Origin of the sequence: Paeniglutamicibacter sp. Y32M11, from assembly GCF_019285735.1 — a bacterium.
In the GTDB taxonomy this organism is placed as follows: Bacteria; Actinomycetota; Actinomycetes; order Actinomycetales; family Micrococcaceae; genus Paeniglutamicibacter.
In genome coordinates this window covers 3881789-3906176 of record NZ_CP079107.1, presented here as the reverse complement: position 1 = coordinate 3906176, position 24388 = coordinate 3881789, and the positions used below count along the sequence as shown (strand labels likewise).

The 24388-nt window shown below is 62.6% G+C and carries 23 protein-coding genes; 7 read left to right on the top strand and 16 right to left on the bottom strand.

Translation table 11 applies throughout. The annotated features are described in order from the left end of the window. Window positions 1–29 precede the first annotated feature (29 nt). The 3 genes from KUF55_RS17355 to KUF55_RS17345 form a co-directional block, all read right to left on the bottom strand. Window positions 30–983 (bottom strand): phosphotriesterase, encoded by a 954-nt coding sequence (locus KUF55_RS17355; protein WP_218817461.1) that lies wholly within the window; start codon window positions 981–983, stop codon window positions 30–32. A 55-nt stretch (window positions 984–1038) separates the two neighbouring features. After that, the gene (locus KUF55_RS17350; protein WP_218817460.1) at window positions 1039–2019 is read right to left on the bottom strand and encodes a phosphotriesterase; all 981 of its coding nucleotides are present in this window, start codon (window positions 2017–2019) and stop codon (window positions 1039–1041) included. Window positions 2020–2335: 316 nt separating this feature from the next. Next, window positions 2336–3079 (bottom strand): GntR family transcriptional regulator, encoded by a 744-nt coding sequence (locus KUF55_RS17345; protein ID WP_218817459.1) that lies wholly within the window; start codon window positions 3077–3079, stop codon window positions 2336–2338. A gap of 211 nt (window positions 3080–3290) precedes the next feature. Here KUF55_RS17345 and KUF55_RS17340 point away from each other — a divergent pair, with 211 nt between their 5' ends. Further along, entirely contained in the window at window positions 3291–3932 is a 642-nt protein-coding gene (locus KUF55_RS17340; protein ID WP_218817458.1) for an NADPH-dependent F420 reductase, read from the top strand. A gap of 150 nt (window positions 3933–4082) precedes the next feature. Here the strand turns inward: KUF55_RS17340 and KUF55_RS17335 are convergent, their stop codons facing one another. The 3 genes from KUF55_RS17335 to KUF55_RS17325 are packed head-to-tail and all read right to left on the bottom strand — an operon-like array spanning window position 4083 to window position 7250. Continuing rightward, on the bottom strand, window positions 4083–5627 hold the full coding sequence (locus KUF55_RS17335; RefSeq protein ID WP_218817457.1) for a tripartite tricarboxylate transporter permease: 1545 nt from the start codon (window positions 5625–5627) through the stop codon (window positions 4083–4085). A gap of 1 nt (window position 5628) precedes the next feature. Then, window positions 5629–6270, bottom strand: coding sequence for a tripartite tricarboxylate transporter TctB family protein (locus KUF55_RS17330; RefSeq protein ID WP_218817456.1), 642 nt, complete (start codon window positions 6268–6270; stop codon window positions 5629–5631). Then, window positions 6267–7250, bottom strand: coding sequence for a tripartite tricarboxylate transporter substrate binding protein (locus KUF55_RS17325; protein WP_218817455.1), 984 nt, complete (start codon window positions 7248–7250; stop codon window positions 6267–6269). Before KUF55_RS17325 ends, KUF55_RS17330 begins: the two co-directional genes overlap by 4 nt. 163 nt (window positions 7251–7413) lie before the next feature. On the opposite strand from KUF55_RS17325, the gene KUF55_RS17320 reads away from it, so the two are divergent. The 4 genes from KUF55_RS17320 to KUF55_RS17305 all read left to right on the top strand — a co-directional run bounded on the left by KUF55_RS17320 (window position 7414) and on the right by KUF55_RS17305 (window position 12056). Then, on the top strand, window positions 7414–9012 hold the full coding sequence (locus tag KUF55_RS17320; RefSeq protein ID WP_218817454.1) for an ATP-binding protein: 1599 nt from the start codon (window positions 7414–7416) through the stop codon (window positions 9010–9012). Further along, entirely contained in the window at window positions 9009–9761 is a 753-nt protein-coding gene (locus KUF55_RS17315) for a response regulator (protein ID WP_218817453.1), read from the top strand. Before KUF55_RS17320 ends, KUF55_RS17315 begins: the two co-directional genes overlap by 4 nt. Window positions 9762–9858: 97 nt before the next feature. Next, window positions 9859–11352: an FAD-dependent tricarballylate dehydrogenase TcuA gene (gene tcuA, locus KUF55_RS17310; RefSeq protein WP_218817452.1), complete on the top strand. Its 1494-nt coding sequence runs from the start codon at window positions 9859–9861 to the stop codon at window positions 11350–11352. Window positions 11353–11402: 50 nt separating this feature from the next. Further along, complete coding sequence (locus KUF55_RS17305; protein WP_132360509.1) at window positions 11403–12056, top strand: GntR family transcriptional regulator; 654 nt, start codon at window positions 11403–11405, stop codon at window positions 12054–12056. A gap of 99 nt (window positions 12057–12155) precedes the next feature. On the opposite strand, the gene KUF55_RS17300 is transcribed toward KUF55_RS17305, so the two are convergent. Further along, complete coding sequence (locus KUF55_RS17300) at window positions 12156–12956, bottom strand: 3-hydroxybutyrate dehydrogenase (RefSeq protein WP_255557143.1); 801 nt, start codon at window positions 12954–12956, stop codon at window positions 12156–12158. Window positions 12957–13008: 52 nt separating this feature from the next. After that, window positions 13009–14382, bottom strand: coding sequence for an MFS transporter (locus KUF55_RS17295; protein ID WP_218817451.1), 1374 nt, complete (start codon window positions 14380–14382; stop codon window positions 13009–13011). A gap of 158 nt (window positions 14383–14540) precedes the next feature. On the opposite strand from KUF55_RS17295, the gene KUF55_RS17290 reads away from it, so the two are divergent. Beyond that, window positions 14541–15470: a LysR family transcriptional regulator gene (locus tag KUF55_RS17290; RefSeq protein ID WP_255557142.1), complete on the top strand. Its 930-nt coding sequence runs from the start codon at window positions 14541–14543 to the stop codon at window positions 15468–15470. Between the two features lie 9 nt (window positions 15471–15479). On the opposite strand, the gene KUF55_RS17285 is transcribed toward KUF55_RS17290, so the two are convergent. Further along, complete coding sequence (locus tag KUF55_RS17285) at window positions 15480–16439, bottom strand: D-2-hydroxyacid dehydrogenase family protein (RefSeq protein WP_218817449.1); 960 nt, start codon at window positions 16437–16439, stop codon at window positions 15480–15482. Window positions 16440–16523: 84 nt separating this feature from the next. On the opposite strand from KUF55_RS17285, the gene KUF55_RS17280 reads away from it, so the two are divergent. Then, window positions 16524–17657: a hypothetical protein gene (locus KUF55_RS17280; protein ID WP_218817448.1), complete on the top strand. Its 1134-nt coding sequence runs from the start codon at window positions 16524–16526 to the stop codon at window positions 17655–17657. Window positions 17658–17753: 96 nt separating this feature from the next. Here KUF55_RS17280 and KUF55_RS17275 read toward each other — a convergent pair whose 3' ends face one another. The 7 genes from KUF55_RS17275 to KUF55_RS17245 all read right to left on the bottom strand — a co-directional run bounded on the left by KUF55_RS17275 (window position 17754) and on the right by KUF55_RS17245 (window position 24386). After that, the gene (locus tag KUF55_RS17275; RefSeq protein WP_168150893.1) at window positions 17754–18638 is read right to left on the bottom strand and encodes an SDR family oxidoreductase; all 885 of its coding nucleotides are present in this window, start codon (window positions 18636–18638) and stop codon (window positions 17754–17756) included. 278 nt (window positions 18639–18916) lie between these two features. Further along, window positions 18917–19333, bottom strand: coding sequence for a 4-carboxymuconolactone decarboxylase (pcaC, locus tag KUF55_RS17270; protein ID WP_218817447.1), 417 nt, complete (start codon window positions 19331–19333; stop codon window positions 18917–18919). Beyond that, window positions 19330–20145 (bottom strand): alpha/beta fold hydrolase, encoded by an 816-nt coding sequence (locus tag KUF55_RS17265; protein ID WP_218817446.1) that lies wholly within the window; start codon window positions 20143–20145, stop codon window positions 19330–19332. Before KUF55_RS17265 ends, pcaC begins: the two co-directional genes overlap by 4 nt. After that, window positions 20142–21545, bottom strand: a complete 1404-nt coding sequence (locus KUF55_RS17260; RefSeq protein ID WP_218817445.1) for a lyase family protein — start codon at window positions 21543–21545, stop codon at window positions 20142–20144. Before KUF55_RS17260 ends, KUF55_RS17265 begins: the two co-directional genes overlap by 4 nt. A 165-nt stretch (window positions 21546–21710) precedes the next feature. Then, window positions 21711–22304, bottom strand: a complete 594-nt coding sequence (pcaG, locus tag KUF55_RS17255; RefSeq protein ID WP_218817444.1) for a protocatechuate 3,4-dioxygenase subunit alpha — start codon at window positions 22302–22304, stop codon at window positions 21711–21713. 1 nt (window position 22305) lies between these two features. After that, a complete protein-coding gene (pcaH, locus tag KUF55_RS17250; RefSeq protein ID WP_168150888.1) occupies window positions 22306–23139 on the bottom strand; it encodes a protocatechuate 3,4-dioxygenase subunit beta in 834 nt (277 codons plus the stop codon). Between the two features lie 56 nt (window positions 23140–23195). Beyond that, on the bottom strand, window positions 23196–24386 hold the full coding sequence (locus KUF55_RS17245; RefSeq protein WP_218817443.1) for a 4-hydroxybenzoate 3-monooxygenase: 1191 nt from the start codon (window positions 24384–24386) through the stop codon (window positions 23196–23198). Window positions 24387–24388 lie beyond the last annotated feature (2 nt).

Genomic DNA, 24388 nt, shown 5'->3' with positions numbered 1-24388 from the left:
GCGTGAGGGGGAAGGGATGGCCAAGAAAACTAGGCTTGGAGCGTGAGGAACTGGGCAGGATTGGTGACGAAGATCTTGGTGATCTCCGCTTCTCCCAGCCCCTCGTTGCGCAGGTCCGGGATGAGGTCCTCGAACATGTAGTTCACGGTGTGGCCCTTGACGCCGGGCCAGCCCAGGGGTGAGCAGTTGGCGTCGACGCCGGCGAGCACCTTGTCAATGTTCCCGGCGTTGAGGAAGCGCATGAAGTGATCGAGGCGGTCCTGGCGCGGACGGGCCCAGAACGGAGGATCTTCCAGCTCGGTTTCGTAGCCGAAGGTGTCGAAGCCGACGCGGCCGCCCTGTTCGGCGATGTACAGGTCCGGGGTGTTATCCGCGTTGAAACCGTCATCGGCGTGGCCGAAGAGGACTCGGTCGAGGGGTAGACGCTCGTCGTTGAAGATATCCATGGCCGGCTGCACATCGATGGCCAGGTGAGTCAGGATCGGCGCACCGGTGATGACCGAGGCGCGGGCAGCTGCGCGGTAGATGCGCTTATCCAGCTCCGTCATTTTGCCGCCGCGGGAGACTCCGACCTTGATGACCCCGGCCTTTGAGCCGGTACCCCCGATGCCGACGGTGATTTCGTGGACGAAGACCTCGGCCAGATATTCCACCGAGGCGCGGGCGAAATGCGGTAGCGCGGTGTCGCCACCGACAAAACCGGTGCAGGCGATGATGTTCACGCCAGTCTTTGCGGAGAGCGACTTGTAGTAGTCGATGTCTCGGCCGTTGCAGATGCCTGTGGCATCCACGAAGGTGCCGCCACCGTACTCGTGGAATGCGCGCAGCTTCGGCACGGTCTCCGCGTAGCGCTGCTCGGGGGTCTTCCACCACTTGGAGTCCAGTTCGGATCCGGGCATGCCGTAGCCGATGTGCTCGTGGATGGCTACGAGTCCCAATTCTTCGGCCGGGATGGTTCCCAGTACCGTGTTTACCTTTGACACAACAGTCACCTTTGAAAAATAGAAAGTTTTGGGTTCTTGCGGCTGGCTGCGGGGCTTAGCGCACCGTGAGCAGCTCGCGCGGATTCGATTCGAGCAGGGCGGCGGCATCGGCGTCCGAGAGGCCGAGGTTCTTCAACTGCGGAACGAAGGTGCCCAGTACGTGTTCGAAGGCCACCGTGGTGTCGGCCTGACCTTTGGCAACACCGATGGCATTGGAGGAGAGAATGATCTGTTGGGCGAAGCCGGCGGCCACCAGTTCCATGACCAGGGCTGAACGTTCGGTGTCGTTGAGGTAGCTGGCGTCATCATTGGTGCCAACGTGGTCAAGTCCGACGTAGGCGCCGCGGCGGGCGACCTCGAGGGCTGCACCCTTGGCGTCAGTGCGATCGAGGGAGGCCACGAGTACGCGCTCGGCGGGTAGATTTTCGTCCAGCACGATGTTTAGATCGGTCAGCGCCTCGGCGCCGAATCGGATGGTGAGTGGGACCCCGGTGGCCACCGCGGTCCGTGCCGCGCCACGGAAGAGTGATTCTTCCGTGGGGGTCATGCCTGTTGTTGCGGCAGTGGTGGTCACCATGCCCGCAGCGGCGCGGCGCTCGAGTCGCGGGATGACCATGCCCTCGGTGATTTCTTGCGAGAAGAGTTCGGCGAACTTTTCGGCCGGCCACGGCGTTGGCGGGTTCGTCTGTGGGGTGAGGAAGTACCCACCAAGATTCTCTTCCGGTCCCATGCCGGTGGAGGCAATGATGTGCACGCCGGTACTGCGCGACAGTGCCTCGTAGAGCGGCAGGTCACGGCCGTGGAACATGCCGGTGGAATCAACGATGGTCTTGCCTCCGGCCTCACGGAACGCAGTGAGCTTGGTGGCCAATGCCTCGAAGATCTCCGCTCGATCCATGGAAATATCCGGAGCAAATTGTGCTCCGGGAACCACCGAAAGTAGCGCTTCGTGCGCGGCAATGACGCCGAGCTCATGGGCGGGAATTGGACCGAGGACCGTATTGACGGTGGCGGTGGGTGCTGTTGTATCCATCATCGGCACAACCTTTCATCAGCGTCGCTCCATTTTGGAGTGGCGCACTGGGAAGGATCATGCACCGCGACCTCTGGAGTGAATCCTCGCCGAACTCGGTGCAGGCAAGGCAATCGAGTTGGTTGGCAGGGTATTTGAGAGCTTGTTGCCTATCGGCTGTAGTCCGCGTCTCACGCCCATGTGACCTCGATTACCTGTCAACTAGCTTTACACGGTGTCTTGTCAAAGTCAAAGCGACTCAGGTCACGCGATCGGGTGATGGGCGCTACAATTCATCTGACCTCGTCGGAAGGAAGAGGTCAGACGCGAAAAAGGCTATTTAGCGGTTGGTGGTGAACTTGTACTTGAAGTTCTCGGCCTGGTGCACGGCCGAACGCCAACCGGCCGGCAGATCGCCGGTGGTGTAGAAAATGGTCTCGATGACCAGAAGTGGACTTCCTGCAGCAATCCCAAAGATGGCGGCCTGTTCGGGCGTTGCTGCTGTCGCCCAAGCCTCATGCTCGGCGCGAATATGGGCAATCCCAAACTGCTTTTCCAGCAATTCAAACGCGGAGCCGCGTTCCTCAAGTTCCGCACCCGTGGGGTGGAAATCCTTCGGTGCCCGGATGTAGACGTCTGCCGCGACCAAGGGCTGGTTCTCGACGGAGATCAATCGAGTGAAATGTAAGAGTAGTTCGTGAGGCTCCAGCCCCAAGAGGTCGCGTAACTTTTCGGGCGGCTGAACTCTTTCGATACCGGAGACCTGACCCGTGGGGTGAAGGCCGGTGTCGGAGAGGTATTGGTAGAGGGCTCCAGAGCGGACATCTGCGGGCCGCTGGACCCGCGTGCCGGTAACCGGAAATGTTCCTTTGCCCTGTTTGCGGAAGACGTAACCCTCGGATGCCAGTTCGGCCAGTGCCTGACGGATGGGTGCTCGGCTAACCTCGAAGCGCTCGAGTAGAAGGGCTTCGGTCATCGGCTTTTGTGGATCGGCAATGCCATCGGTGATCTCGCGGCGCAAGATTTCTTTAATCTGGCGGTACAGGGGTACCCCGGAAGCGGTGTTGAGCTCGCCGTATGCCATGAAATGTCCGTTCCTTTGCGTCGCTGGCCACCGTATTTCCTGTCTTAGGCAGTCAATCACGGGACGGTGAAAGCTTAGGCGATGGCTGTTGCCGAGGCGTAATGCGCTGTCCCAACTCTGCCGCTTTGTTTTACGCCCCGGCATCTTACGTCCTCGGCGTAACTTGGCGACGCAGGGGAATGCTGTCTCCAAGAGCGTCGTTGGAACCGGCATGACAAGCATAGGAATCATCGGAGCAGGACACATTGGATCCCAGGTTGCACGCAAGGCCGTAGAGCTGGGCTATGACGTGGTCATCGGCAATTCGCGTGGGCCAGAAACCCTCGCGGACCTGGTGGCCGAACTCGGACCGAAGGCGCGGGCAGCCACCGCGGCCGAGGCCGGGGCAGCGGGCGACTTCGCAGTGGTCACCATTCCGCTGGGTCACTACAAGGACCTTCCCGTCGAGGAGCTGTCCGGCAAGATCGTGATCGACACGATCAACTACTACTGGGAGCGCGACGGGCACATCGCGGCACTGGATGCCGGTGAAACCACTACCTCAAGCCTGATCCAGGAACACCTGAGTGATTCGAAGGTGGCCAAGGGCTTTAACCACATCGGCGCGGCGGAAATCACCACGACGGGGACGCCAACCGGCACCGAAAATCGCCGTGCCTTAGCCACCGCGAGCGACCACGAGGATGCGGCGGCGCTGATCACCCGGCTCTACGACGAATTCGGTTTCGACACAGTTAATATCGGCCCGCTGGCCGAGAGCTGGCGGGTGGAACGTGACCGTCCGGCCTATGGGCTGCGTCAGAATGTGGAGGAACTGACGAATAAACTGGCCAAGGCCCCACGGACCATCTAGCGTTTTTCGCCCGGATCTATGGCGCCAACGTTCATCACGGTTGGCATACGGACCTCGATGGCATCCTTGGGCAGCAAAGAGGGAGGGCTTCACGGTTCAAAACCGTGAAGCCCTCCCTCTTGAGGGGCGTTTCGTGTTGGCTTTTTGTGCCTAGACGCCGAGCCTATCGGCATCGAATTTCGGTGCCGTGCTTCGAGCGGCCCTGCTGTGACGCACGTGCTGGATGGCGGTGATCACCAGAGTAATGGCCAGCAGTCCGTAGAGCACCATGGTGACCGGGCTGTCGATCAGGATCGACAGGTTGCCTTCGGAGACCGTGAGTGCGCGTCGCAATTCCGTCTCGGCCAGCGGGCCAAGAATGACCGCGATCAGTACCGGTGCGAGTGGGAACTTGTAGCGGCGCATCATGAAGCCCAGCAGGCCCACGCCCAACAAGATCCACAGGTCGATGATAGAAGAACTGATCGCGTAGACACCCAGTACCGAGAGCACCGCGATGCCCGCGTAGAGGTAATGACGGGGGATGAGCAGCAGCTTGGCCCAGAGCACAGCGAACTGCATGTTCAGGACCAGCAGGACAACCAGACCGATGAACAGTGACGCGAGCAACGTCCAGACCATTGGACCGCTGCGTTCGAACAGCAACGGGCCCGGCTGCATCCCATACTGCTGGAAGGCGGCCAACATGATGGCAGCGGTTGCCGAGGTAGGCAGGCCGAGAGCAAGAAGCGCTCCCATGGCGGTGCCGGCGGTGGCATTCGCCGCGGCTTCCGGGGCAGCAACACCACGGATTGACCCGGTGCTACCAAAATCGGTATCTCCATTGCGGGCAGCGAGCTTCTTTTCCAGGCCGTAGGCCATGAACGTGGGAACCTCGGAACCGCCGGCGGGAATAACGCCGAAGGGAACGCCGAATGCGGTGCCACGCAACCAAGCGGGCATGGCCCGACGGATGTCGCTGAGTTCCAGGCGCGGGCGGCCCTTGGATTCAATGCGGACGGCGGTGCCGTCGCGGTGGATACGTGAGGCGATATGCAGGACTTCACCCAGTGCCAGCAACCCGACGGTGATCACCACGATGGACATGCCGTCGAAGAGCTGCGGCATACCGAGGGTGAAGCGGGGCGTACCGGAGGGGCCGTCCACGCCGACCAGGGCGAGGACCAGACCTATGCCCAGGGACATCAGGCCCTTGACCACGGAATCGGAGACCACCGAGGAAATGGCGAGGAAAGCGAAGACCGCGAGTGCGAAGTATTCGGCGGGACCGAATGCAGTTGCCATCTTCACGAGTACCGGGGCGAAGAAAACGACCACCGTGGTGGCAATGAGACCGCCGATGAAGGCTCCCATGGCCGCGGTGGCCAGGGCCTTCGCCGCTCTGCCATCAAGTGCCATGCGATGGCCCTCGAAGGTGGAGGCGATGGCGGATGAATTGCCTGGTGTATTAAGCAGAATTCCGGAGGTCGAATCCCCGAAAAGACCACCGAAGTAGACGCCGGCGAACATGATGAATGCCGCGGTCGGATCAAGCGAAAAGGTAATAGGAAGCAGCAAGGCGACGGCCATGGCCGAACCGAGTCCGGGCAATACGCCTACGGCGGTTCCGAGGATCGCACCGATCACCACCCACATGAGATTTATGGGTGTTAGGGCCTGCGCGAAGCCCTCCATGAGCAGGGAAATAGAATCCATGTCAGATCAGTCCTTCCAGGAAACCTGAGGGCAGGTTGAGACCGAGCCCGGCATTAAAGGCCAGCTGAATGACCGAGGAAAAGAGAATGGCGACGCTGAGGTCAAATAGCGGGCGTCGGCTTCCCAACGCGCGGCAGATGACCCAGAACAGGCCGGCTGCACTGAGTATCCAGCCCAGTATGGGCAGTGCCACGATGAACGCGGCAATTGCTCCCACGGTCATGCCCAGGGTCTTCCAGTCTGAGTAGGCCTTCCGCTTTCCGGTGGCCGACGGCGTAGCAGTTGCCCCATAGATGGAGCTGCGCTCCGTGTCGGCGAGGTCGCCGAGCAAGTCGGTGGAGAAGTCGGCGTTCTGCCCTTCGCTTTCCTCCTGGGGGAAGCGACGAGTGCGCAGGATCTGCACCGTGTGGATGGACGCCACGACGAACAGCAGCACACAAACGATGGTGGGGAAGAACTGTGGTCCCGGAATACTGGTGCCCATCACGTCCATGGTCGCAGTTCCGTAAGTGAGGAAGCCGGCCAGCGCGAAGACCAGCGCTGGGACGATTAGCTCGCTTCGACCCGACCAGAAGCCGGTGATACGCACCGGGTAATCCTCTGCGCTCCGCACGGTGGCGGTGGAGTCGTTGGTGGTTTTCACAGTCCCAGCCCTTCCACGATTTCCTTGGTCACGGCGACCTCGGAGTCAATGAACTCTTCAAATTCGTCACCGGTCATGAAGCTGTCCGTCCAGCTGTTGCGTTCCAGCGCATCCTGCCAGTGTTCGGTCTGACGGTATTCGGTAACGATGTCCACAAATTCCTGCTTTTGCTCCTCGGTGATGCCCGGCGCCGCGGCGACACCGCGCCAGTTGGCCATCGCCGCGTCGACGCCTTGTTCCTTGAAGGTGGGGATCTCCACACCAGGCAGGCGCTCTTCCGAGGAAATTGCTAGGGCGCGCAGGCTGCCGGATTCGATTTGATCGGCTACTTCGTTGTAGCCCGACATTCCGCCGACGGTCGTTCCGGAAAGCATCGAGGTCAGTGCCTCGCCGCCACCGGAATACGCGATGTAGTTGGTTTTGATCGGATCAATGCCGATCTTTTGTGCCACCAGGCCGGTCAGTAGGTGGTCGATGGACCCCAGCGAGCCGCCGGAGATTGATGTTCCTCCGGGATTCGCCTTCCACTGCTTGGTGAAGTCATCGAGGGTTTTGAATTCAGATTTGGCGGGAACTACCAGCACCGCGTAGTCATCGGCGAGCCGGGCAATGGGAACGATGTCCTCGAAGGTCGTCTCGGAATTGGAGAGCTCAATGGCACCAACCATGACGCCGCCGGTGACCATCATCATGTCGTGACGGCCTTCCATCTGGACAAATTGACTCAAGCCGATGGTTCCACCGGCGCCCGGGACGTTGACGACCTGGGCGTTGTTAACGACGCTGCCGGACTTCATGGCCTGCTGCGACTCGCGGGCAAAACCGTCCCACCCGCCGCCGGGGGCTGCCGGAGCCATGAGGACGAGCTTTGACCGTGCGGTCGACTCACCACCACTTGCTGCCGCATTGACCAGGGCCAGACCTGCCACGACGGCGACAACGGCACCGTATAGGGTCTTCTTGATTATGCTCTTGCTCATTTTCATCCGTAATCTCATGGGTGGTGGACCGGGTGTCATCGGCAGGTCCCTCGACCACTAAGGTGTCAGAGTAGTGATGCAAAGCACAGCGAAAATGTGCTTTAGGTCATAAGAACAATAAAGAAAACAAAGTTAACGAGAAATTGAAGGGGCCCGAATCGACGTGTTATCCCTATCAAAACACCGCAGGCGGGCACAGCTGCTGGCAATGCAGCTGGGAATCGTGCTGGGGCTGATGGGCGCGGTGTCCGTCGTGATCCTGGTCTTCGAAGATCATCGAACTCAGGAGGTCGCCTTCGATCGGGTGTACACGGTGGCGGTTCAAATCGCGGCCCAAGAGGCGGTTCAATCGCATTTGGGCAGCCCCGAGGCCACGGAGGTGATCGCACCGATCGCGGATCTTGCGACGTCGGTTTCCGGTGTCCAGTACGTCACGGTGGCGAACCTGGCAGGGATTCGCGTGGCTCACCCGGATCCGGAGCGCATCGGGGAGAAGGTGTCATCGGATCACGACCCGGTGCGAGCGGGGGAATCGTTCCGCGGCACAGAGGTTGGGCCACAGGGTGTGACGCTGCGGGCCAAGGAGCCGGTGTGGTTTGAGGGGAAAATCGTCGGGACCGTCTCCGTGGGGATTTTGCAGAGCGAGATCCGCGGGGAACTGCTGGAAATCGTCGGAGATGTCGCCCCTTGGATCCTGGGTGCTGCCGCGCTGGGAACGATTGCTTCGGCGCTGACGGCCCGTGTGGTCCGCCGGCGGATCTATGGGGTGGAGCCCGAGGCCGTCGCGGGCTTGCTGCAGTCGCAACAGGCGCTGCTGTTCAGTGTGCATGATGGTGTTCTGGGCGTTGACACCGAGGGTAGATTGACCCTGGTCAATGACGAGGCTCGACGATTGCTGGGGCTTCACGGTGAAGTTCTGGGTGCCAGGGCCGCGGACGTGCTCGATCCGAACGTCCATGCGCAGCTTAGTAGCGAGGCCCCGGAGGCCGAGCAAACCCAGTATGTCCTCTCGGGGGAGCGCATTCTGGTGGCAACCCGTCGCGAGGCACTGGCTGGGGGTAAATCGCTGGGTCGAACATTGACCCTTCAGGATCGGACCGAATTGGAATCGACCCTGCGCGAATTGAAGGGTCAGCGAAGTCTTGCCGACGCCTTGAGTTCGCAGGCTCATGAATTCGCCAACCGATTGCACGTCCTTTCGGGTTATCTGTCCTTTGGCGAGCCGGGGGAGGCCGCGGCCTATCTGGAGCGAATCAGCGGAGCCGCCCGTGGCGTCGACGCGGGGGTGCTGAAGGATCCCGCGCTCTCGGGTCTTGTTGGCGCCAATGCTGCCGGGGCCCGCGAAGCAGGGGTTCGGCTGCTGGTGGATCCGGAGTCCGAGACCGAGCCGGGGTGGCGGGCCGACGAGGACACCCTGACGGTGGTGGGAAACCTGCTCAGTAACGCGATCGAGGCCGCGGGTGATGGGGGAGCGGTGCGGCTACTGTTGAGTGCCGGACCGGAGCGTTTGATGATTTGTGTTGAAGACAGTGGGCCGGGCATTGCCTCGGATGCCGTTGCGGAGATCTTTCGTCGCGGGGTGAGTAGCAAGGCCGGTGTCGGCCGCGGCATTGGGCTGGCCCTGGTTGACCGGGTCATCCGGCGACGTGCAGGTACGGTGTCGGTTGCCACCGGGGAGCTGGGCGGGGCCAAAATTACCGTGGAATGGAATTGGTCCGCAGCCAGCATGCTGCCGGGTCATCGAGCTGAGGAACAGGCATGATCAGGGCATTGATAGTCGACGACGATCCGGATATTGCACTCCTCCACTCCCGCTATGTGGGTGCGTTGGATGGGTTTGTGGTGGCGGGCGTGCTGGACCGCGGCGGACCGGTGCTGGCTTTCCTTGAGGAGGGTCGCGTCGACCTGATCCTGCTTGATGTGCACCTGCCCGACATGGACGGCCTGCAGGTGCTGGAAGATCTGCGTGGCAGCGGGTACAACACGGGTGTCATCATGATTACCGCCGCCAGTGAGCGCGATACCGTGCGCTTCGCTGTGGGCCGAGGCGTTGATGATTACCTCGTCAAACCCTTTACCGTGAGTGACTTCAACCGCAGACTCGAAGCGTTTCGAACCTCCAGAGCCGAGGCCGCGGAGCGCAGTGGTCCGACACTTGACCAGGGCGACATTGACTCCATGCTCCGCGCCGGGGGCCCGGATAGGCGCCGCGAGGATCGTTCGACGGGAACTGCCGAGCGAGCGGACGCGCCGTTGCCCAAGGGGTTCTCTCAGCCGACGGTCCAGTTGGTGGGCCAGGCGCTGCGCGAGGCATTGAAGGCGGGTGATGCCGGGGATCTCTCGGCCAGCGAGATCTCCGAAATCTGTGGAATCTCGCGAGTCAGCGCCCGGAGATACCTGGAGATGATGACCGGGCGCGGGATGACCGAACTGCGTGCGAAGTATGGCGCCCCGGGGCGTCCGGAACACCGCTACCGCTGGATCGGCTCGGGAGTGCGCCCGCAAAAGTAAGTCCGGATGTATTTCGGAGGGGTAGCGCTCTTTGTATATTTGTGTATACACTCGTATCCAGAAGGCTCCGAGCGGGGTCCGGACAGGGAGATGCACGATGGGTAGCACAGCAACTGAAGTAGGCGCCGCAAACGTGGCCGACGTAATCGTCGTTGGTGGCGGCAACGCCGCATTCACCGCGGCCCATGCCGCAACCGAACGCGGCCGCAAGGTGCTGCTGCTCGAGAAGGCACCACGCGAGCTCTTTGGTGGCAACAGCTACTACACCGCCGGTGCCACCCGCATCGCCCACAACGGCATCGAGGACCTGAGCGACTTCATCGAAGCCGACGAGCGCCACGCCGTTTCCGAGGTTCCGCCGTACTCCGCCGCCGATTATGCGGCCGACCTCAAGAAGGTTACCGAGGGACGCAACGACCCGGAGCTGACCGAGGTTTTGGTCAACGAGGCCGCACCGGGCTTGCGCTGGCTCCAGGGCCTGGGCCTGAAGTACCGCCTGATGTACGAGCGCCAGGCCTACGAACGCGAGGACGGCACCTTCCTCTTCTGGGGCGGCCTGCACGTGGGTAACGTCGGCGGCGGCGAGGGTCTGATGGCCGACCACGTCGCCGTCGCCGAAAAGCTCGGCACCGAGGTCCGCTACGGACAAGATGTCTTTGACATCATTCTCGAGAATGGCGTGGCCAAGGGCGTCAAGGTCCGCGGCGAGGACGGAAGCGTGCAGGAATTGCGCGCCGAATCCGTCATCCTGGCGGCCGGAGGCTTCGAATCGAACCCGGAAATGCGCCGCGAGCACCTCGGCGAGGGCTGGCAGAACGCCAAAATCCGTGGCACCGCCTTCAACCATGGCGAGATGATCAACGCCGGTCTGGCCGCCGGCGCGGTCAAGGGCGGGGACTGGGGAACCTGCCACTCCGTGCAGTGGGATGCCTTCACCGCAAAAAACGAGTCAAATCGTGAGCTGACCAACCGACTGACTCGCCAGAGCTACCCGTTGGGCATCATCGTGAACAACCGTGGCGAGCGTTTCCTGGACGAGGGCGCGGATTTCCGCAACCTTACCTATGCCAAGTACGGACGGGTCATCTTGCAGCAGCCGGATTCCGTCGCCTACCAGGTCTTTGACGCGTCGCTGCGCCCCATGCTGCGTGCAGAAGAGTACGAGATGCCCGGCATCTCCGAGGTCATCGCCGACACCATTGAGGAACTGGCGGACAAGCTGGGCGTGGACGCCGCCGCCCTGTCCAAGACCGTCAGCGAGTTCAACGACTCCATCGACACCTCGATCACCTACGACCCGAACGTGCTCGATGGCCGCGCTGCCAAGGTGACCCCGCCGAAGAGCAACTGGGCCATGCCCCTGGAGACCGGCCCGTTCTACGCCTACCCGGTCACCTGTGGCATCACCTTCACCTTCGGTGGCCTGAAGTCCGACACCCACGGACGGGTGCTGAACGAGAACGGCGAGCACATCGACGGACTGTACGTCTGCGGCGAAATGCTCGGCGGGCTCTTCTCCGCGAACTACCCCGGTGGCTCCGGGCTGGCCGCCGGAGTCGTGTTCGGGCGCCGTGCCGGTACGCTGGCCTAGGCAAGAAATTACGACGGAGCCCCCAGGAATGGGGGCGGAGGTGGGTTCAGATGGCGGCAAAGGTTGATTCGGAGACGATCCATGCCGAACTGCGTGCCGAAATATTGCATGGCTCCCACCGTCCGGGCACCGCGTTCAAGGAAGTGGCCCTGGCCTCACGCTTCGGCGTTTCGCGTACTCCGGTGCGCGAGGCGCTGGGCAGGCTGGCGCAGGAGGGATTGCTTGAACGCGGGACCCGAGGTCTCCAGGTCCGGGACATCACCCCGGAACAGCTCATGCAGGTCTACGACCTGAGGATACTGCTCGAAGGGCAGGCCGCGCTGGAAGCTGCCGCGGCACGCACCGAGATGGACCTCATTCGGCTCGAAGGTCTGGTCGAACGCGATCGAGCCCTGTCGGAGCCCGATGATCGGACACGCCTGAGGACCAACATCGATTTTCATTCGGCACTCTGGAGTGCTGCGCACAACCCGATTCTGAAGGATCTGCTGGACCGCCTGGCCACACACCAGATCCATGCGCCGTCCTCGACGCTATCGATCGGTTCTAGGTGGGGCGAGTCGCTGGATGAGCATGCCAACATGGTGCAGGCGATCCGCAGCCGCGACGGTTCCGCGGCGCGGGAACTCATGAGTCAACACATGAGCGAGGCTCGCAGGATCCGACTGTCGCTTTTTGGACAGATCGGCCTGCCCAACGGCTAAAAATCAGGATGCCGTGACGGCGCCCCTCATGCAACACAACAGCGGTCCCGGACCAGCGCATTGGCGCTAGTCCGGGACCGCTGTTGTGTTGGGGAGCGGCTAACTGGCAGACCAGCCGCCATCCATGGTGTAGCTGGAACCGGTCACCATGGCCGCCTCATCGCTGGCCAACCAGGCAACGAGCGAGGCGACCTCGTCCGGCTCGATCAGCCGCTTGATGGCGCTTTCGGTCAGCATGATCTTGGTCAACACCTCGGTTTCACCGATGCCGTGGACCCGGGCCTGGTCCGCCAGCTGCTTTTCTACCAGAGGGGTCCGCACGTAGCCGGGGTTCACACAATTGCTGGTCACCCCGAACTCGCCACCTTCCAGCGCCGTGACCTTCGAAAGTCCCTCGAGTCCATGCTTGGCGGTGACGTAGGCGGACTTAAACGCGGAGGCGCGCAGCCCGTGCACCGAGGAGACATTGATGATCCGGCCGAACCCCTGCGCATACATCTTCGGCAGGACCGCGCGGATCAGCAGGAACGGGACCTCCACCATGAGGGTCATGATCTTGCGGAACTCCGCCGGGTCAAAGTCCTGAATCGGGCTCACATGCTGGATCCCGGCATTGTTGATCAGAATGTCCACCCCGTCGAGTTCTTCGGCTAGGCGCTCGTCGGTTACCGCCGCCGGATCCAGCAAATCGACAGCCCAGCTTGACCCACCGACCTCCGCCGCCACCGCCGCGGCGCCGGTGTGATCCCTATCCGCGACGATGACGTGCGCGCCGCGGGCCGCCAGAGCGTGCACCACGGCCAAACCGATGCCGCTGGCACCTCCGGTGACCAGGGCCCGCCGCCCCGCCAACGGCTGTGCGGGCGCGGGGTTCATCCGTGGGGTTTGCTGCTGGGTCATGAACTGTTCCTTACGTGGTGCTATTGCGTGCAGGTGTCGAACTCGTGGGTGCTCAGCTGGCGACCCGGGCGGTGTTCAACCCGTGCTTGCGGGCATCGGCGTCGTCGATATCGTGCAGCGAGACACCGCGGGTTTCCTTCAGCGTGATCACCGCAATCGCGGTGATGGCACAGGCCACGGCAACGTAGATGGCCACCGGCAGCCAGGAACCGTAGTTTTTCAGCAGGGCCGTCGCGATGATGGGGGCCATCGAGCCGGCAACAATCGAGGTGACCTGGTAGCCCAGCGAGACACCCGAATAGCGCATGCGGGTGGGGAACATTTCGGCCATGATCGCCGGCTGGCCCGCATACATCAGGGCGTGGAAGCACAGGCCGATGGTGACCGCGGCGATGATAATCAACGGATTACGTGTATCAAACATCGGGAAGGCGAAGAAGGCCCAAGTGGAGCCGAGAATCGCACCGGCGAGGTAAACCGGCTTGCGGCCGAGAGCATCGGAGAGCCGGCCAACCTGCGGGATGACTAGGAAGTGGATGACGTGGGCCACCAGCAGGGCCAGCAAGAGCTGGCTGGTGTCGTAGGAATGCACGGTCTTCAGGTACACGATGGTGAAGGACACGATGATGTAGTAGAGGATGTTCTCGGCAAAGCGCAGGCCCATGGCGCCGAAGATGCCCTTGGGGTACTTTTTCACCACTTCCAGCACACCGTAGCTGACGGCCTTGTCGGCCTCAACCTGGGCGCGGGCCTCGAGGAAGATCGGTGCCTCGGACACGTGGGTGCGGATGTAGTAACCGATGATGACGATGAAGGCCGAGACCCAGAAGGCCACGCGCCAGCCCCAGGACAGGAACTGCTCGGCCGGGAGGATCCAGCTCATGCCCAACAGCACCAGGGTGGCCAACAGGTTGCCCACCGGGACCGCGGCCTGCGGCCAGCTGGACCAGAAACCACGGGATTTATTCGGGCTGTGCTCGGCCACCAGAAGGACCGCTCCGCCCCATTCGCCGCCCACGGCGAAGCCCTGGATGAAGCGCAAGATCACCAGCAGTGCCGGTGCCCAGTAGCCAATGGAGTTGAAGCCGGGCAGGCAGCCCATCAGGAACGTTGCCACGCCGACCATGATGATGGTGACCTGCAGGGTGTGCTTGCGCCCGAGCTTGTCACCGATCTGGCCAAAGACGATGCCACCGAGCGGGCGGGCGATGAAGCCCACTGCATAGGTCAGGAACGCCGCGATGATGCCGTCGAGTTCCGAGCCTGCGTTCGGGAAGAAGAACTTACCGAAGACCAGTGAGGCGGCGGTGGCGTAGAGGAAGAATTCGTACCACTCCACCACCGTGCCCACCATCGAGGCGGCCACGATCTTTTTCAGCCCGGATTTCTCCGAGACGGGGGTATCGCTGAGCTTGTTGGTGCTCATCAAGGCGCTCCTTATGTTCTGCAGATGTCGGCGTTGATATCGGCATTGCGAGACGGGTCCTGTGATCCATTACACAGGAAGACTTCACTCAGTATGGATACGGGCACCGGTGTGCAGCAATGACCAGTTGCGCAGAGAATGGGTGCACAATTGCAGATATGAACCTCCACGTTTCCGGGACCACCCCGAACCCCCATCATCTGTTGGTCCTGCTTGCCGTGGCACGGACCGGACGCTTTACAACGGCGGCCGAATCCCTGGGGTTAAACCACACCACCGTCTCGCGCCAAATTGCGGCATTGGACAAGAGCCTCGGTGGTAGGACGCTGGCGCGCACCGTGGGTGGATGGGAGCTAACGGACCTGGGCCGCAAGGCCGTGCGCGCCGCCGAGGACGTGGAAACGGCTGTGGCCACCATCAACGCGGGCGAGACGGAAGCCGATGCGATTTCCGGGGTGGTGCGTATTTCCGCCACCGACGGCTTTAGCGCCTTCATCATCGCGCCGGCGGTCGCCCAACTGCGCCGTGCGCACCCGAACCTCAGCGTCGAAATCGTCACGGTCACCCGACGGGCATTACAGCACCGCTCCGGACTGGATCTGGAGGTGGTGGTCGGTGAACCCCAGGTGCACCGGGCCGAGGCGATCCGGTTGGGCTACTACACCTTGGGCATGTATGCCTCGGTCAGCTATCTCAAGGAGTTCGGCTCACCGGCCGGCATCAAGGAACTGAGCCAACACCGGCTGGTGTACTTTGTTGATTCGATGCTGCAGGTTGACGATCTGGATGCGCCGCGACGGCTGGTGCCCGGGATGCTTGACTCGCTGAGCTCCACCAACGTTTTTGTCCATGTTGAGGCCACGCGGGCCGGCGCCGGAATCGGCTTCTTGCCTTGTTTTATGGCCGATCACCACCCGGATCTGGTGCGCCTGCTGCCCGAGGACTTCGCCGAAAACCTGCCATATTGGATGGTGCTGCGCCCCGACTCGTTGCGTCAGCCGGCCGTGGCCGCGGTGGCACAGGCGCTGCGTCAGCGCACGATCGCGGTCAAGGACGCCCTGTTGGGCATTGCACCGTTGAATGACTGAGGACGAAGCTCAGGTGAGCAGGTTGATCGGTGTTCCGGCGGCCCAGGCGGCGATATCCTCGAGAGCGCCGGAATAGAAGATCCGGTACTGATCCTCCGTCACGTACCCCAGATGCGGGGTGGCAATGACCCCCGGAGTTCGCAGTAATCGATTGTTTTCCTCCAGCGGTTCAACATCAAAAACGTCGATGGCCGCCACCTTCGGAGCCCCGGAACCAAGCGCCGCCAGCAGCGCGTCCTGAATGATGATGGCGCTGCGCGAGGTGTTGACCAGGATGGACCCGGGCTTCATGAGCGCCAGCTGCTGTGCACCCACCACCGCGGTGGTGCGTTCGGAGAGTTTTAGGTGGATGGACAGCACGTCGCTGCGGGCAAAAAGCTGCTCCTGCGAGACCAGCTCCACACCCAGCTCGGTGGTCCGTTCGGCCGTGAGGTTCTGGCTGTGGGCGATAACCCGCATCCCGAAGGCTTGACCGATCGTCGCGACCTGGCTGCCCAGCTTGCCCAGGCCGTAAAGACCGAGGGTCTTTCCACGTAATTCGGTGCCCAGGCTCTGCTGCCAGGGCTGGTCGGCGGTGCGCGGCCGCGCGGCGGAGAAAAGCTCGAGATCCAGACGCCGGGCCGCCGCCATGATCAGTGCCCAGGTGTGTTCGCTTGCCGCGGCCGGGCTACCGGAGGTGCCGCACACCGTGATGCCACACTCCAGCGCCGCCTGAAGATCGATGGCGGCGTTGCGCATCCCGGTGGTAACCAGCAGCTTCAATGCGGGCAGTCGACGTAGCCGCTGCGCGGTAAACGGGGTGCGCTCGCGCATCATCACCACCACGTCGAAGTCCTGCAGTGTCTCGCAGACGGTATCGTCGTCGTGCCCGAGGAACTCGGTGAAGACGCTGATTTTGCCGTTCAGCGTCTCCCAATCGGCCATCGAACGGGCAACATTCTGGTAATCATCAAGGATCGCGATGCGCATGGCTTCATTCTAGGAGTCCAGGGCCGGGTATGTTGGAGGCACAGCCGCGCACGAGCGGCCGGTGGATCCTCGTAGGGAGCACTCGTGGGACTGGTTCATGCATTGCTTGGCGGTCGGCGGGGCCGCCGGCTACTGCTGGAGTTCGCACTGGAATCCGAAGCGGTGCTGCTCCATGAGCGAACAGAGTTCCCGCTCCATGCCGGTCTGTTTGATGCCTCTTACGCACTGGAATCGGCACGCGGAGATGCCGTTGTGTACTCCAGGTCAGCTGTCAAAGACAGCCGAAGATCCACCATCACCCCGGGGGAGATTGCAGCGTTGCTGGCTGAAACCCCACTTCTCCCGGTCACCGCGGAGTTGCTGCGCAAGGCCTTGGTCAACAGCGTTAATTCCGCGCGCTATTGGCAGGAGCCCGACGGCCACGACCTGATCGCGGGTTCGGTAACCGTGCGTGCCGAGTTGGTCAGGGTCGCCGAACATCTTGCCGATTCGGAGCATGCAGCGCATTGGATGTCGTCGGTAGATCTCGATCGGCAATGGTTTGTGCAATGGCAGCAGGCTGATGCCCCGAGTCGCTGGACGCCGAGCGGAGAACCCGCGGCTGCGGTGCTGCAAGCCTGGCAAAATGCTGCGCTAACCGAGGAAGTGAGGGCGGAGGCTGAACGTCCCCTCGATCCCAAGGCCCCTTGGGGAGGGGAATGGTGGTCGAGGCCGCCGGCTGCTCTGCTACATTCCACCGGCGAGTTCCATGACGAGTCTCCGGTGGGGCTGTGGTGTGTCGAAGACGGATTTGGGTGGGAGAAGGCAGAATCGATGGCGGTCACGGTGCCAAGCTCTGCCCGCATCTTCGAAATCGTCGATGCTTATTCCTGGGCGCAGCTGTGCAGCATCTACCCCTTGGAGATCACAGCGCAGAAGCGCCACGACTGGTACCGAACCTCCGGCCGTGTGGGGCGCTGGGTCATACCCGATTTCTCGCAGATGGCCCGTGACTACGACGGTGTTCACCTGGGTGTTGCCGCATACTTGTTGACGGCTGGCGAATCCATCGAGGTGGATGCGGAACGCGCCAGCATGGTGGCAGGGTGGAACCCGGATCAGACCTATTGGTTCACCGACGAGGCTCGGCTGCAGCTCGATTCCCTTACGTGGGAATGCCTGGATGCGAACTCGGACGATGCAACGTGGTCGCGTGTCCCCGAGGATCTTGGGCAGTAAGCGGCGGCCTCAACGCTGGCAGGGCATTCCAGGGCCAAAGCTGCAGCGGCCTCGGAACCTAGTGGTTCCGAGGCCGCCGCACGATACGCGGGTGACTTAGCTGGCTGGCTGGGTCACTGCCGCAACGGAAGCGCTCGCCTGTACTGCCTCACGCAGCGTGGTGGCCGGGCGTCCGAGCAGAGTCTCCAAGGCATTGCCCTGGACCAGCAGGTCGCCGCGGGCAATGCCGCGATCGCTGTCGGCCAAGATCCTGGCAAAAGCTTCGGGAACGCCGGCGCCGATGAGCACGTGGGAGAAATCTTCCTCGGGCAGGTCCTGGTAGGTCACCGACTGACCGGTGGCGGCGGTAACTTCCTGAGCCAGATCGGCAAGGGTGAAGCTGTCGCTTCCGCCGAGCTCGTGAATGGTGCCGCCCTGGTCATCGGCCAGCAATACGGCCGCCGCGGCCTGGGCAAGATCGGCGCGGGTGGCGCCGTTGAGTGCACCCTCAGCGGCGGAACCAAACACCGACCCGTGCTGTAGGTAGCCGGCCAACTGGTCGGTGTAGTTTTCCAGGTACCAGCCATTGCGCAACAGGGCGACGGGCAGCCCCGAGTTATTCAACGCGCGCTCGGTGTCCTGGTGGTCGACGGCCAGGGCCATGGTGCTGGAGTCGGCATTCGGAATGCTGGTGTAAGCGAGTAATTCCACACCGGCGTCCTTGGCAGCCTCGATGACGTTTAGGTGGAGACTGACCCGGGAACCGGGGATATTTCCGGATACCAACAGGACCTTGTGGACGCCGGTGAATGCCTCGCGCAGCGATGCCGGATCGGAGTAATCGATGCTGCGGGTCTGCACACCCAGAGCTGCAAGCTCGGCCAACTTGGCCGGGTTTCGACCACCGGCCACGATCTGGTCCGCGGGCACGGCCTTTTCGAGAAGTGCTTCAACAACAAGGCGGCCGAGCTGGCCGGTGGCGCCGGTGACGAGAATGGTCATGGGGTTCCTTTCGCGGAAAAAAATCTGACTGTCCCTTTGCACAACCGCACGTGGCCGCGATTACTTCCCCAAAACCAGCGCGCACTTTGAAGGACGTTGTTTTGTGGTGGAAAGCAGTGTGCTACCAGCAACCCGGTGAACCCAATTTATCTGTGAGTACGCCGGATCCGTGAGTACGCCGCTGGTTGCCAGGGAGCGAAATGACACGGAAGAAAAAAGAAGAGATCCGCACGATTTTCATCGTCCAGATCCCTTCTCATACCGCTGTGCAAAAGCTCTTACTCGGCCGCAGCGGCGTCCTGTTCCGCGTATTCGGCCAAGACCTTCTTGCCGATCTTAAACGCGGTGTTCGCTGCCGGAACCGAGCAATAGATGGCCGATTGCAGGAAGACTTCCTTGATCTCGTTCGCCGTCATGCCATTGCGCAAGGCCGCATGCACGTGCATTTCGAGCTCTTCCCAATAGCCGCCGGCGATCAGCGCGGTCAGCGTGATGGCGCTGCGGGTGGTGCGCTCCAAGCCATCGCGGGTCCAGATGGTGCCCCAGGCATAGCGGGTGATCATTTCCTGGAATTCGTCGGTGAATTCGTTGGAGTTGTTGGTGGCCCTGGCCACGTGTTCGGTGCCAAGGACCTGCTTGCGGACGGTTAAGCCCGCATCATAGGTGTCCCCAGGGAGGCGATCGGCGCTGCTCATGCGGTTTTCTCCGTGGTGATCGAGGCGAAGAAGTCGTTCAGCAGTGCGGCGGTGGCTGCCGGGTCTTCGGCCGGGGCTAGGTGCGCGGCGGTATCAACGGTGGCGGCTTGGCCATTTTGCGTGTGCTGCGCGATGAACTGGGCATCTGCCGGCGGGCAGACCGAGTCGTGGGCGCCGGCGATCGCCAGGATCGGGTCGCTCATGGTGGCCAGAGATTCACGCAAATCGAAGCCGGCCAGTGCGCCACAGGCATGGGCATAGGCAAAGCGGTCCGCATCCTGCAGATTGTGCAGCAGGTCGGTGGAGATCACTGGATTGGCTTCGATGAAACCGGGGGCAAACCAGCGTTCGGCAGAACCTGCCACGACGACCGGAGTGCCGGCCTTGGCCACGAGTTCCGCGCGGTCCTTCCAGCCCTCTGGGGTGCCGATCTTTGCTGCCGAGCAAATGACCGAGAGCCCGGCAAAGGCGCCGGGGAAATCGTTAGCCAGCTGCAGCGCGATGGCGCCGCCAATGGATACACCGGCGTAAAACAGTGGTGCGGCAGCGGCGATGACCTGATCGGTTTCCAGTGCCTGGATCATGTTGATGACGCCCGCGGCCAGCTCGGCCATAGAGAATTCCTCGGTGGACGGAGCCGATTCGCCGTGTCCGGGAAGATCCCAGGCCACCAGCTGGAAGTTGTCCTTGAGGTACGGCACGGCCGGTCCCCAGAGGGCCAGCGAACCGGTGCCCAGCGAGGGGCCGAGAATGAGAGTGGGTAGTTCCGGTGCTGCATGCAGCAGTGATGGGGTCAGGGTAGGGATGCTCATGAGACCTTCCAATCGTTGAAATCGTCGCGAATACGGGTAATAAAGTCGGTGGCCGAGCCTAGGTAGCCGGCCGGGTCCAGCAGGTCATCCAGGAACACGTGGTTGTCCATGTCCGAGGGCAGGACTCCTAGCAACAGTGAACGCAGGGGGGTGCCGGTGCGCAAGGATTCAAGGACCAGCTCTTGCACCGCTGCCTTGCCGCCGTCCACCAAGGGCGCCACCACGGCCGAGATACGCTCGGATACCAAAAGGTCCCCGGACAGGGCCATATTCCGGGCCATGGCCTCGGGGTGAACATCTAGTCCCGCGGCCAGTCTCGCTGCGTGGTGCCCGGCGCCGCCAGCCAAGCGGAGCAGCTCGCGCAGTGGAGCCCATTCTGCATGCCAGCCGCCGTCTGGACGTTCATCCACTGCGGTACCGGCGGCGGTGAAGAGCGTTCCAACGTGGGCGGGGGCGGCAAATGCGGCGTTGCGCAGCAGTACCGAGTGAACGGGGTTCTGTTTTTGCGGCATGGCGGAAGATCCACCCTTGCCGGCTTCGCGCGGTTCGGACAGCTCGCCGATCTCCGGACGGGAAGCGGTGAGTACGTCGGCGCCGAAGGTGCCGGCCGCTGCAATGACCGAACCCAGCGCGGAACCCAGGCTCAGTACCGGTTGGCGCACCGTGTGCCAGGGGGCGACCGGGACGCCCAAGCCAAGTTCCGTAGCCAGAGCGGTGGACAGTTGGTGGGCCCGTTCGGCCAGGGAATGCTCGGATTTGTACGGAAGAGAGGTGCCCAGACGCTGGTGCAGTGAGGCCAGAGTGCCCACCGCCCCGCCCCATTGCAAAGGCAGGGACACGGCATCAAGGACGCGCACGGCCGCAGTGAGGGCGGCGAGCCAGTTTGCTGCGCGCAGCCCGAAGACGGTGGGCAGCGCATGTTGGGTCAGGGAGCGCGCCACACACAGGGTGGTGGCGTGTGCGGCGCTGAGTTCGGAGAGCGCTACACCGGCTGTTAGCAGGTCGGCGCGGATCAGCGTGATGGAGCGGGCTGCCATGAGCATCAGGGCACTGTCGATCACGTCCTGGCTGGTGGCCCCGCGGTGCAGTGCGGTTGCAGCGGTCGCGGGGGCGCCGGAAGCGGTGAGTTGCGCACGCATCATGCCCAATAGCGGGATCAGCGCGTTGGCCCCATCCGGACCCTTGCCGGCTAACTCGGCCAGATCATAAAGCTCAACCTTGGCGATATCGGCGACGGCTTGGGCATCAGCGGCGCTGCACAGCGAGGCGTCGGCCTGAACCTTGACCCAGGCGGCCTCCACGTCGAGCATTGCCTGGGCGAAGGCGGTATCCGAGGTGGTATCTGATACGGGCGTCGCCGCCCACGCTGGGGTCAAGAGTCCGTAATCGGCCGGGAACATGGTCGGTGATTCTCCTGGAGGTCTGTTGATGTGGCTGGCGAAGCTAGATGGCGGGAATGAACCGCCAAAGCCCCCGCAACGCGGGAACTCACCGTGACCATCATCCCGGTTCGGGGGTGGAAACGGCGAGTCCCCGGCGCTCGGGGGCACTTGAGGGAGCGAGTGTTACGACTCGCGCGGGTAGGACAGGAACACGGTTTCGCCCTCGCCCTGCAGCGAGATGTCGAAGCGCAACGAACCATCTTCCTCGCGGGTGGCGATCAACGTTTGACGCGCTTGGGGGTCCAGTGAGGCCAGCAGCGGATCGTTGGCCAGTGCCGCGGTGTCCTCCGGCAGGTAGATGCGGGTGAACAGGCGGTTGAGCAGGCCGCGGGCGAAGACAGTGAGCATGATGAACGGTGCCTTGCCGGCCTCGGTGGCTCCGGGATTCAGCGTGGTGAAGGTGTAGTGCCCGACGTTGTCCACTGCCGTGCGGCCCCACCCGGTGAAGGTGTAGCCGTCGCGCACCAGCGAGCCGTCCTTGGAGACGATAGTGCCGTCCTCGTCGGGCTGCCAGATTTCTAGCAGTGCGTCGGGGATGACGGTCCCGGCCCCGTCGGTGACCACGCCGTGCAGGCGGACGGCGCCGGGGCGGGACTGGTTGACCAGTTCGTTGTCCTTCTCATAGGGAAGGGCATAACCGTAGAACGGGCCGATGGTCTGTCCCGGGGTGGGAGCCAGTTTCAGTGCGGCTGCGCCGGTGTTAGGTGACTGAGTCATGTTAGTGATCTCCCTCTTCGTCTTCCATCCAGGTCTGGTTGGACCCGGTCAACACGATGTCCCAGTTGTAGCCGGTGGCCCATTCGTGGCTGGTGATCGAGTGGTCGTAGGTGGCGACCAACCGGTCGCGGGCATCCTTGTCGGTGATCGCCTGGTAAATCGGGTCAAGGCTGAACAACGGATCGCCCGGGAAGTACATCTGGGTGATCATCCGCTGGGTGAAGTCGGTTCCGAAGAGCGAGAAGTGGATGTGCGCCGGGCGCCAGGCGTTGTGGTGGTTCTTCCACGGGTAGGGCGCCGGCTTAATGGTGGTGAAGGAGTATTCGCCATTGGGACCGGTGATCGCACGACCCACACCGGTGAAGTTCGGGTCGATCGGGGCAGGGTGCTGGTCACGCTTGTGGATGTAACGTCCGGCGGCGTTGGCCTGCCAGATTTCCACCAGCTGGCCGGCGACCGGGCGTCCGTCACCGTCGAGTACGCGCCCGGCGACCACAATGCGCTCGCCGATCGGCTCGCCGTTGTGCTGGATGGTCAGATCCGATTCTAGGGCGTGCACGTCGCGCTCACCGAAGGCGGGGGAGTGCAGCTCAATGGTCTCGGGGTCCACGTGGTGCAGGTTCTTGGTGGGGTGGCGCAGCAGCGAGGAGCGGTAGGGAGCGAAGTCGATGCGCGGCTGCGTCTCGGCTTTCTTCCCGTCAACAACTAACTGGCGGTAGGCCTCGTGGATGTCGGCGATCTCGGTGGAGATGGCTTCCTGGGAGAGCGTGGTGGCTGCTGGATCCAGCACATGCGAATCGTTGAACGTCTCGGGTGAGGTGGTTTCGGTGCTCACTGCGTGCTCCTTTCGGTGGGGGCGTGCGGAGATGGTGGAGAAAAGACGGGAGAAGGCTAGGAGTGTGGCCAGCCGGTGTAGGACTCGGCCAAGTATTGCTGCCCATAACGGGAGGAGGTGACGGTATCGAGTTCGCCCAGCGCGCGCTTAGCCATAAATGGGTCGGCGTTCACCGGGGTGTGCAGCATCGAGGTCATCCAGTAGGAGAAGTTCTGCGCCTTCCAGACGCGTTTCAGCGCCAGATCGGAGTAGCCGTTCAGCAGCGCCGAGTTTTGGGTGGAGTAGAACGAGTCGATGGCCTCGAAGAGCACCCTGACGTCGGCGAAGGCCAGATTAAGACCCTTAGCGCCGGTGGGCGGGACGGTGTGCCCGGCGTCGCCGATCAGGAACATCCGGCCGTGGGAGAGCGGTTCGCGGACAAAGGAGCGGAACTTCAACACGGTCTTGTCGAAGATGTTCCCGGTCTTCAGGGTGAAGCCGTCGGGCCCGTCGACGCGGCGCTGCAGCTCGTTCCAGATCCGGTCATCGCTCCAAGAATCCACGTCCTCGTTCGGGTCGCACTGGAAGTACATGCGCTGCACGGTCTCCGAGCGTTGGGAGATCAGAGCGAAGCCGTGTGGGGAGTTCGCGTAGATCAGTTCCGGGGAGCTCTTGGGGGCCTCGGTTAGGATGCCGAACCAAGCGAAGGGGTACTCGATCTTGAAGTCTTGTGTGCCGGGAACCGCGCGGCGGCAGAAGGACCGCGAGCCATCGGCGCCGACCAGAATGTCGCAGTGCACCTCGAAGCCGTTGCCGTCCGCGTCGGTGAAGTGGAACTTCGGGGTCTCGGTTTCCAGGTCGAAGACCGCGGTGACTTCGGAGGAATAGCGCACGTCGCCGGCATCGCGTTTACGGGCCGCGGCTAGGTCGACGAAGACCTCGTTCTGTGCGTAGAGCGTGACGGTGGCGTCGACCAAGTCGGTGAAGTCCAGCGGGTGGGATTCGCCGTTGAAGCGCAGGTCGATCCCGGTGTGTTCGTCGCCATGGGTCAGTACGCGTCCGTTGACGCCGGAGTCGGTGAGCATCTTGACCGAACCGGCCTCCAGGATGCCGGCTCGGTGGGTGTTGCGGATGGTCTCGTGATCACGGGACTCAACAACGAGGTTTTCGACGCCGGTCTTGGCCAAAAGATGCGAGAGCATTAATCCGGCGGGGCCGCCGCCCACGATGCCGACTTGAGTCTTGATGATGGTGCGCGCTGTACTCATAA

Coding starts and splice junctions, on each gene's coding strand:
- KUF55_RS17350 (WP_218817460.1), bottom strand. CDS start 2,019: ATGATGGATACAACAGCACCCACCGCCACCGTCAATACGGTCCTCGGT.
- KUF55_RS17345 (WP_218817459.1), bottom strand. CDS start 3,079: ATGGCATACGGCGAGCTCAACACCGCTTCCGGGGTACCCCTGTACCGC.
- KUF55_RS17340 (WP_218817458.1), top strand. CDS start 3,291: ATGACAAGCATAGGAATCATCGGAGCAGGACACATTGGATCCCAGGTT.
- KUF55_RS17335 (WP_218817457.1), bottom strand. CDS start 5,627: ATGGATTCTATTTCCCTGCTCATGGAGGGCTTCGCGCAGGCCCTAACA.
- KUF55_RS17325 (WP_218817455.1), bottom strand. CDS start 7,250: ATGAGCAAGAGCATAATCAAGAAGACCCTATACGGTGCCGTTGTCGCC.
- KUF55_RS17315 (WP_218817453.1), top strand. CDS start 9,009: ATGATCAGGGCATTGATAGTCGACGACGATCCGGATATTGCACTCCTC.
- tcuA (WP_218817452.1), top strand. CDS start 9,859: ATGGGTAGCACAGCAACTGAAGTAGGCGCCGCAAACGTGGCCGACGTA.
- KUF55_RS17305 (WP_132360509.1), top strand. CDS start 11,403: ATGGCGGCAAAGGTTGATTCGGAGACGATCCATGCCGAACTGCGTGCC.
- KUF55_RS17300 (WP_255557143.1), bottom strand. CDS start 12,956: ATGACCCAGCAGCAAACCCCACGGATGAACCCCGCGCCCGCACAGCCG.
- KUF55_RS17295 (WP_218817451.1), bottom strand. CDS start 14,382: ATGAGCACCAACAAGCTCAGCGATACCCCCGTCTCGGAGAAATCCGGG.
- KUF55_RS17290 (WP_255557142.1), top strand. CDS start 14,541: ATGAACCTCCACGTTTCCGGGACCACCCCGAACCCCCATCATCTGTTG.
- KUF55_RS17285 (WP_218817449.1), bottom strand. CDS start 16,439: ATGCGCATCGCGATCCTTGATGATTACCAGAATGTTGCCCGTTCGATG.
- KUF55_RS17275 (WP_168150893.1), bottom strand. CDS start 18,638: ATGACCATTCTCGTCACCGGCGCCACCGGCCAGCTCGGCCGCCTTGTT.
- pcaC (WP_218817447.1), bottom strand. CDS start 19,333: ATGAGCAGCGCCGATCGCCTCCCTGGGGACACCTATGATGCGGGCTTA.
- KUF55_RS17265 (WP_218817446.1), bottom strand. CDS start 20,145: ATGAGCATCCCTACCCTGACCCCATCACTGCTGCATGCAGCACCGGAA.
- KUF55_RS17260 (WP_218817445.1), bottom strand. CDS start 21,545: ATGTTCCCGGCCGATTACGGACTCTTGACCCCAGCGTGGGCGGCGACG.
- pcaG (WP_218817444.1), bottom strand. CDS start 22,304: ATGACTCAGTCACCTAACACCGGCGCAGCCGCACTGAAACTGGCTCCC.
- KUF55_RS17245 (WP_218817443.1), bottom strand. CDS start 24,386: ATGAGTACAGCGCGCACCATCATCAAGACTCAAGTCGGCATCGTGGGC.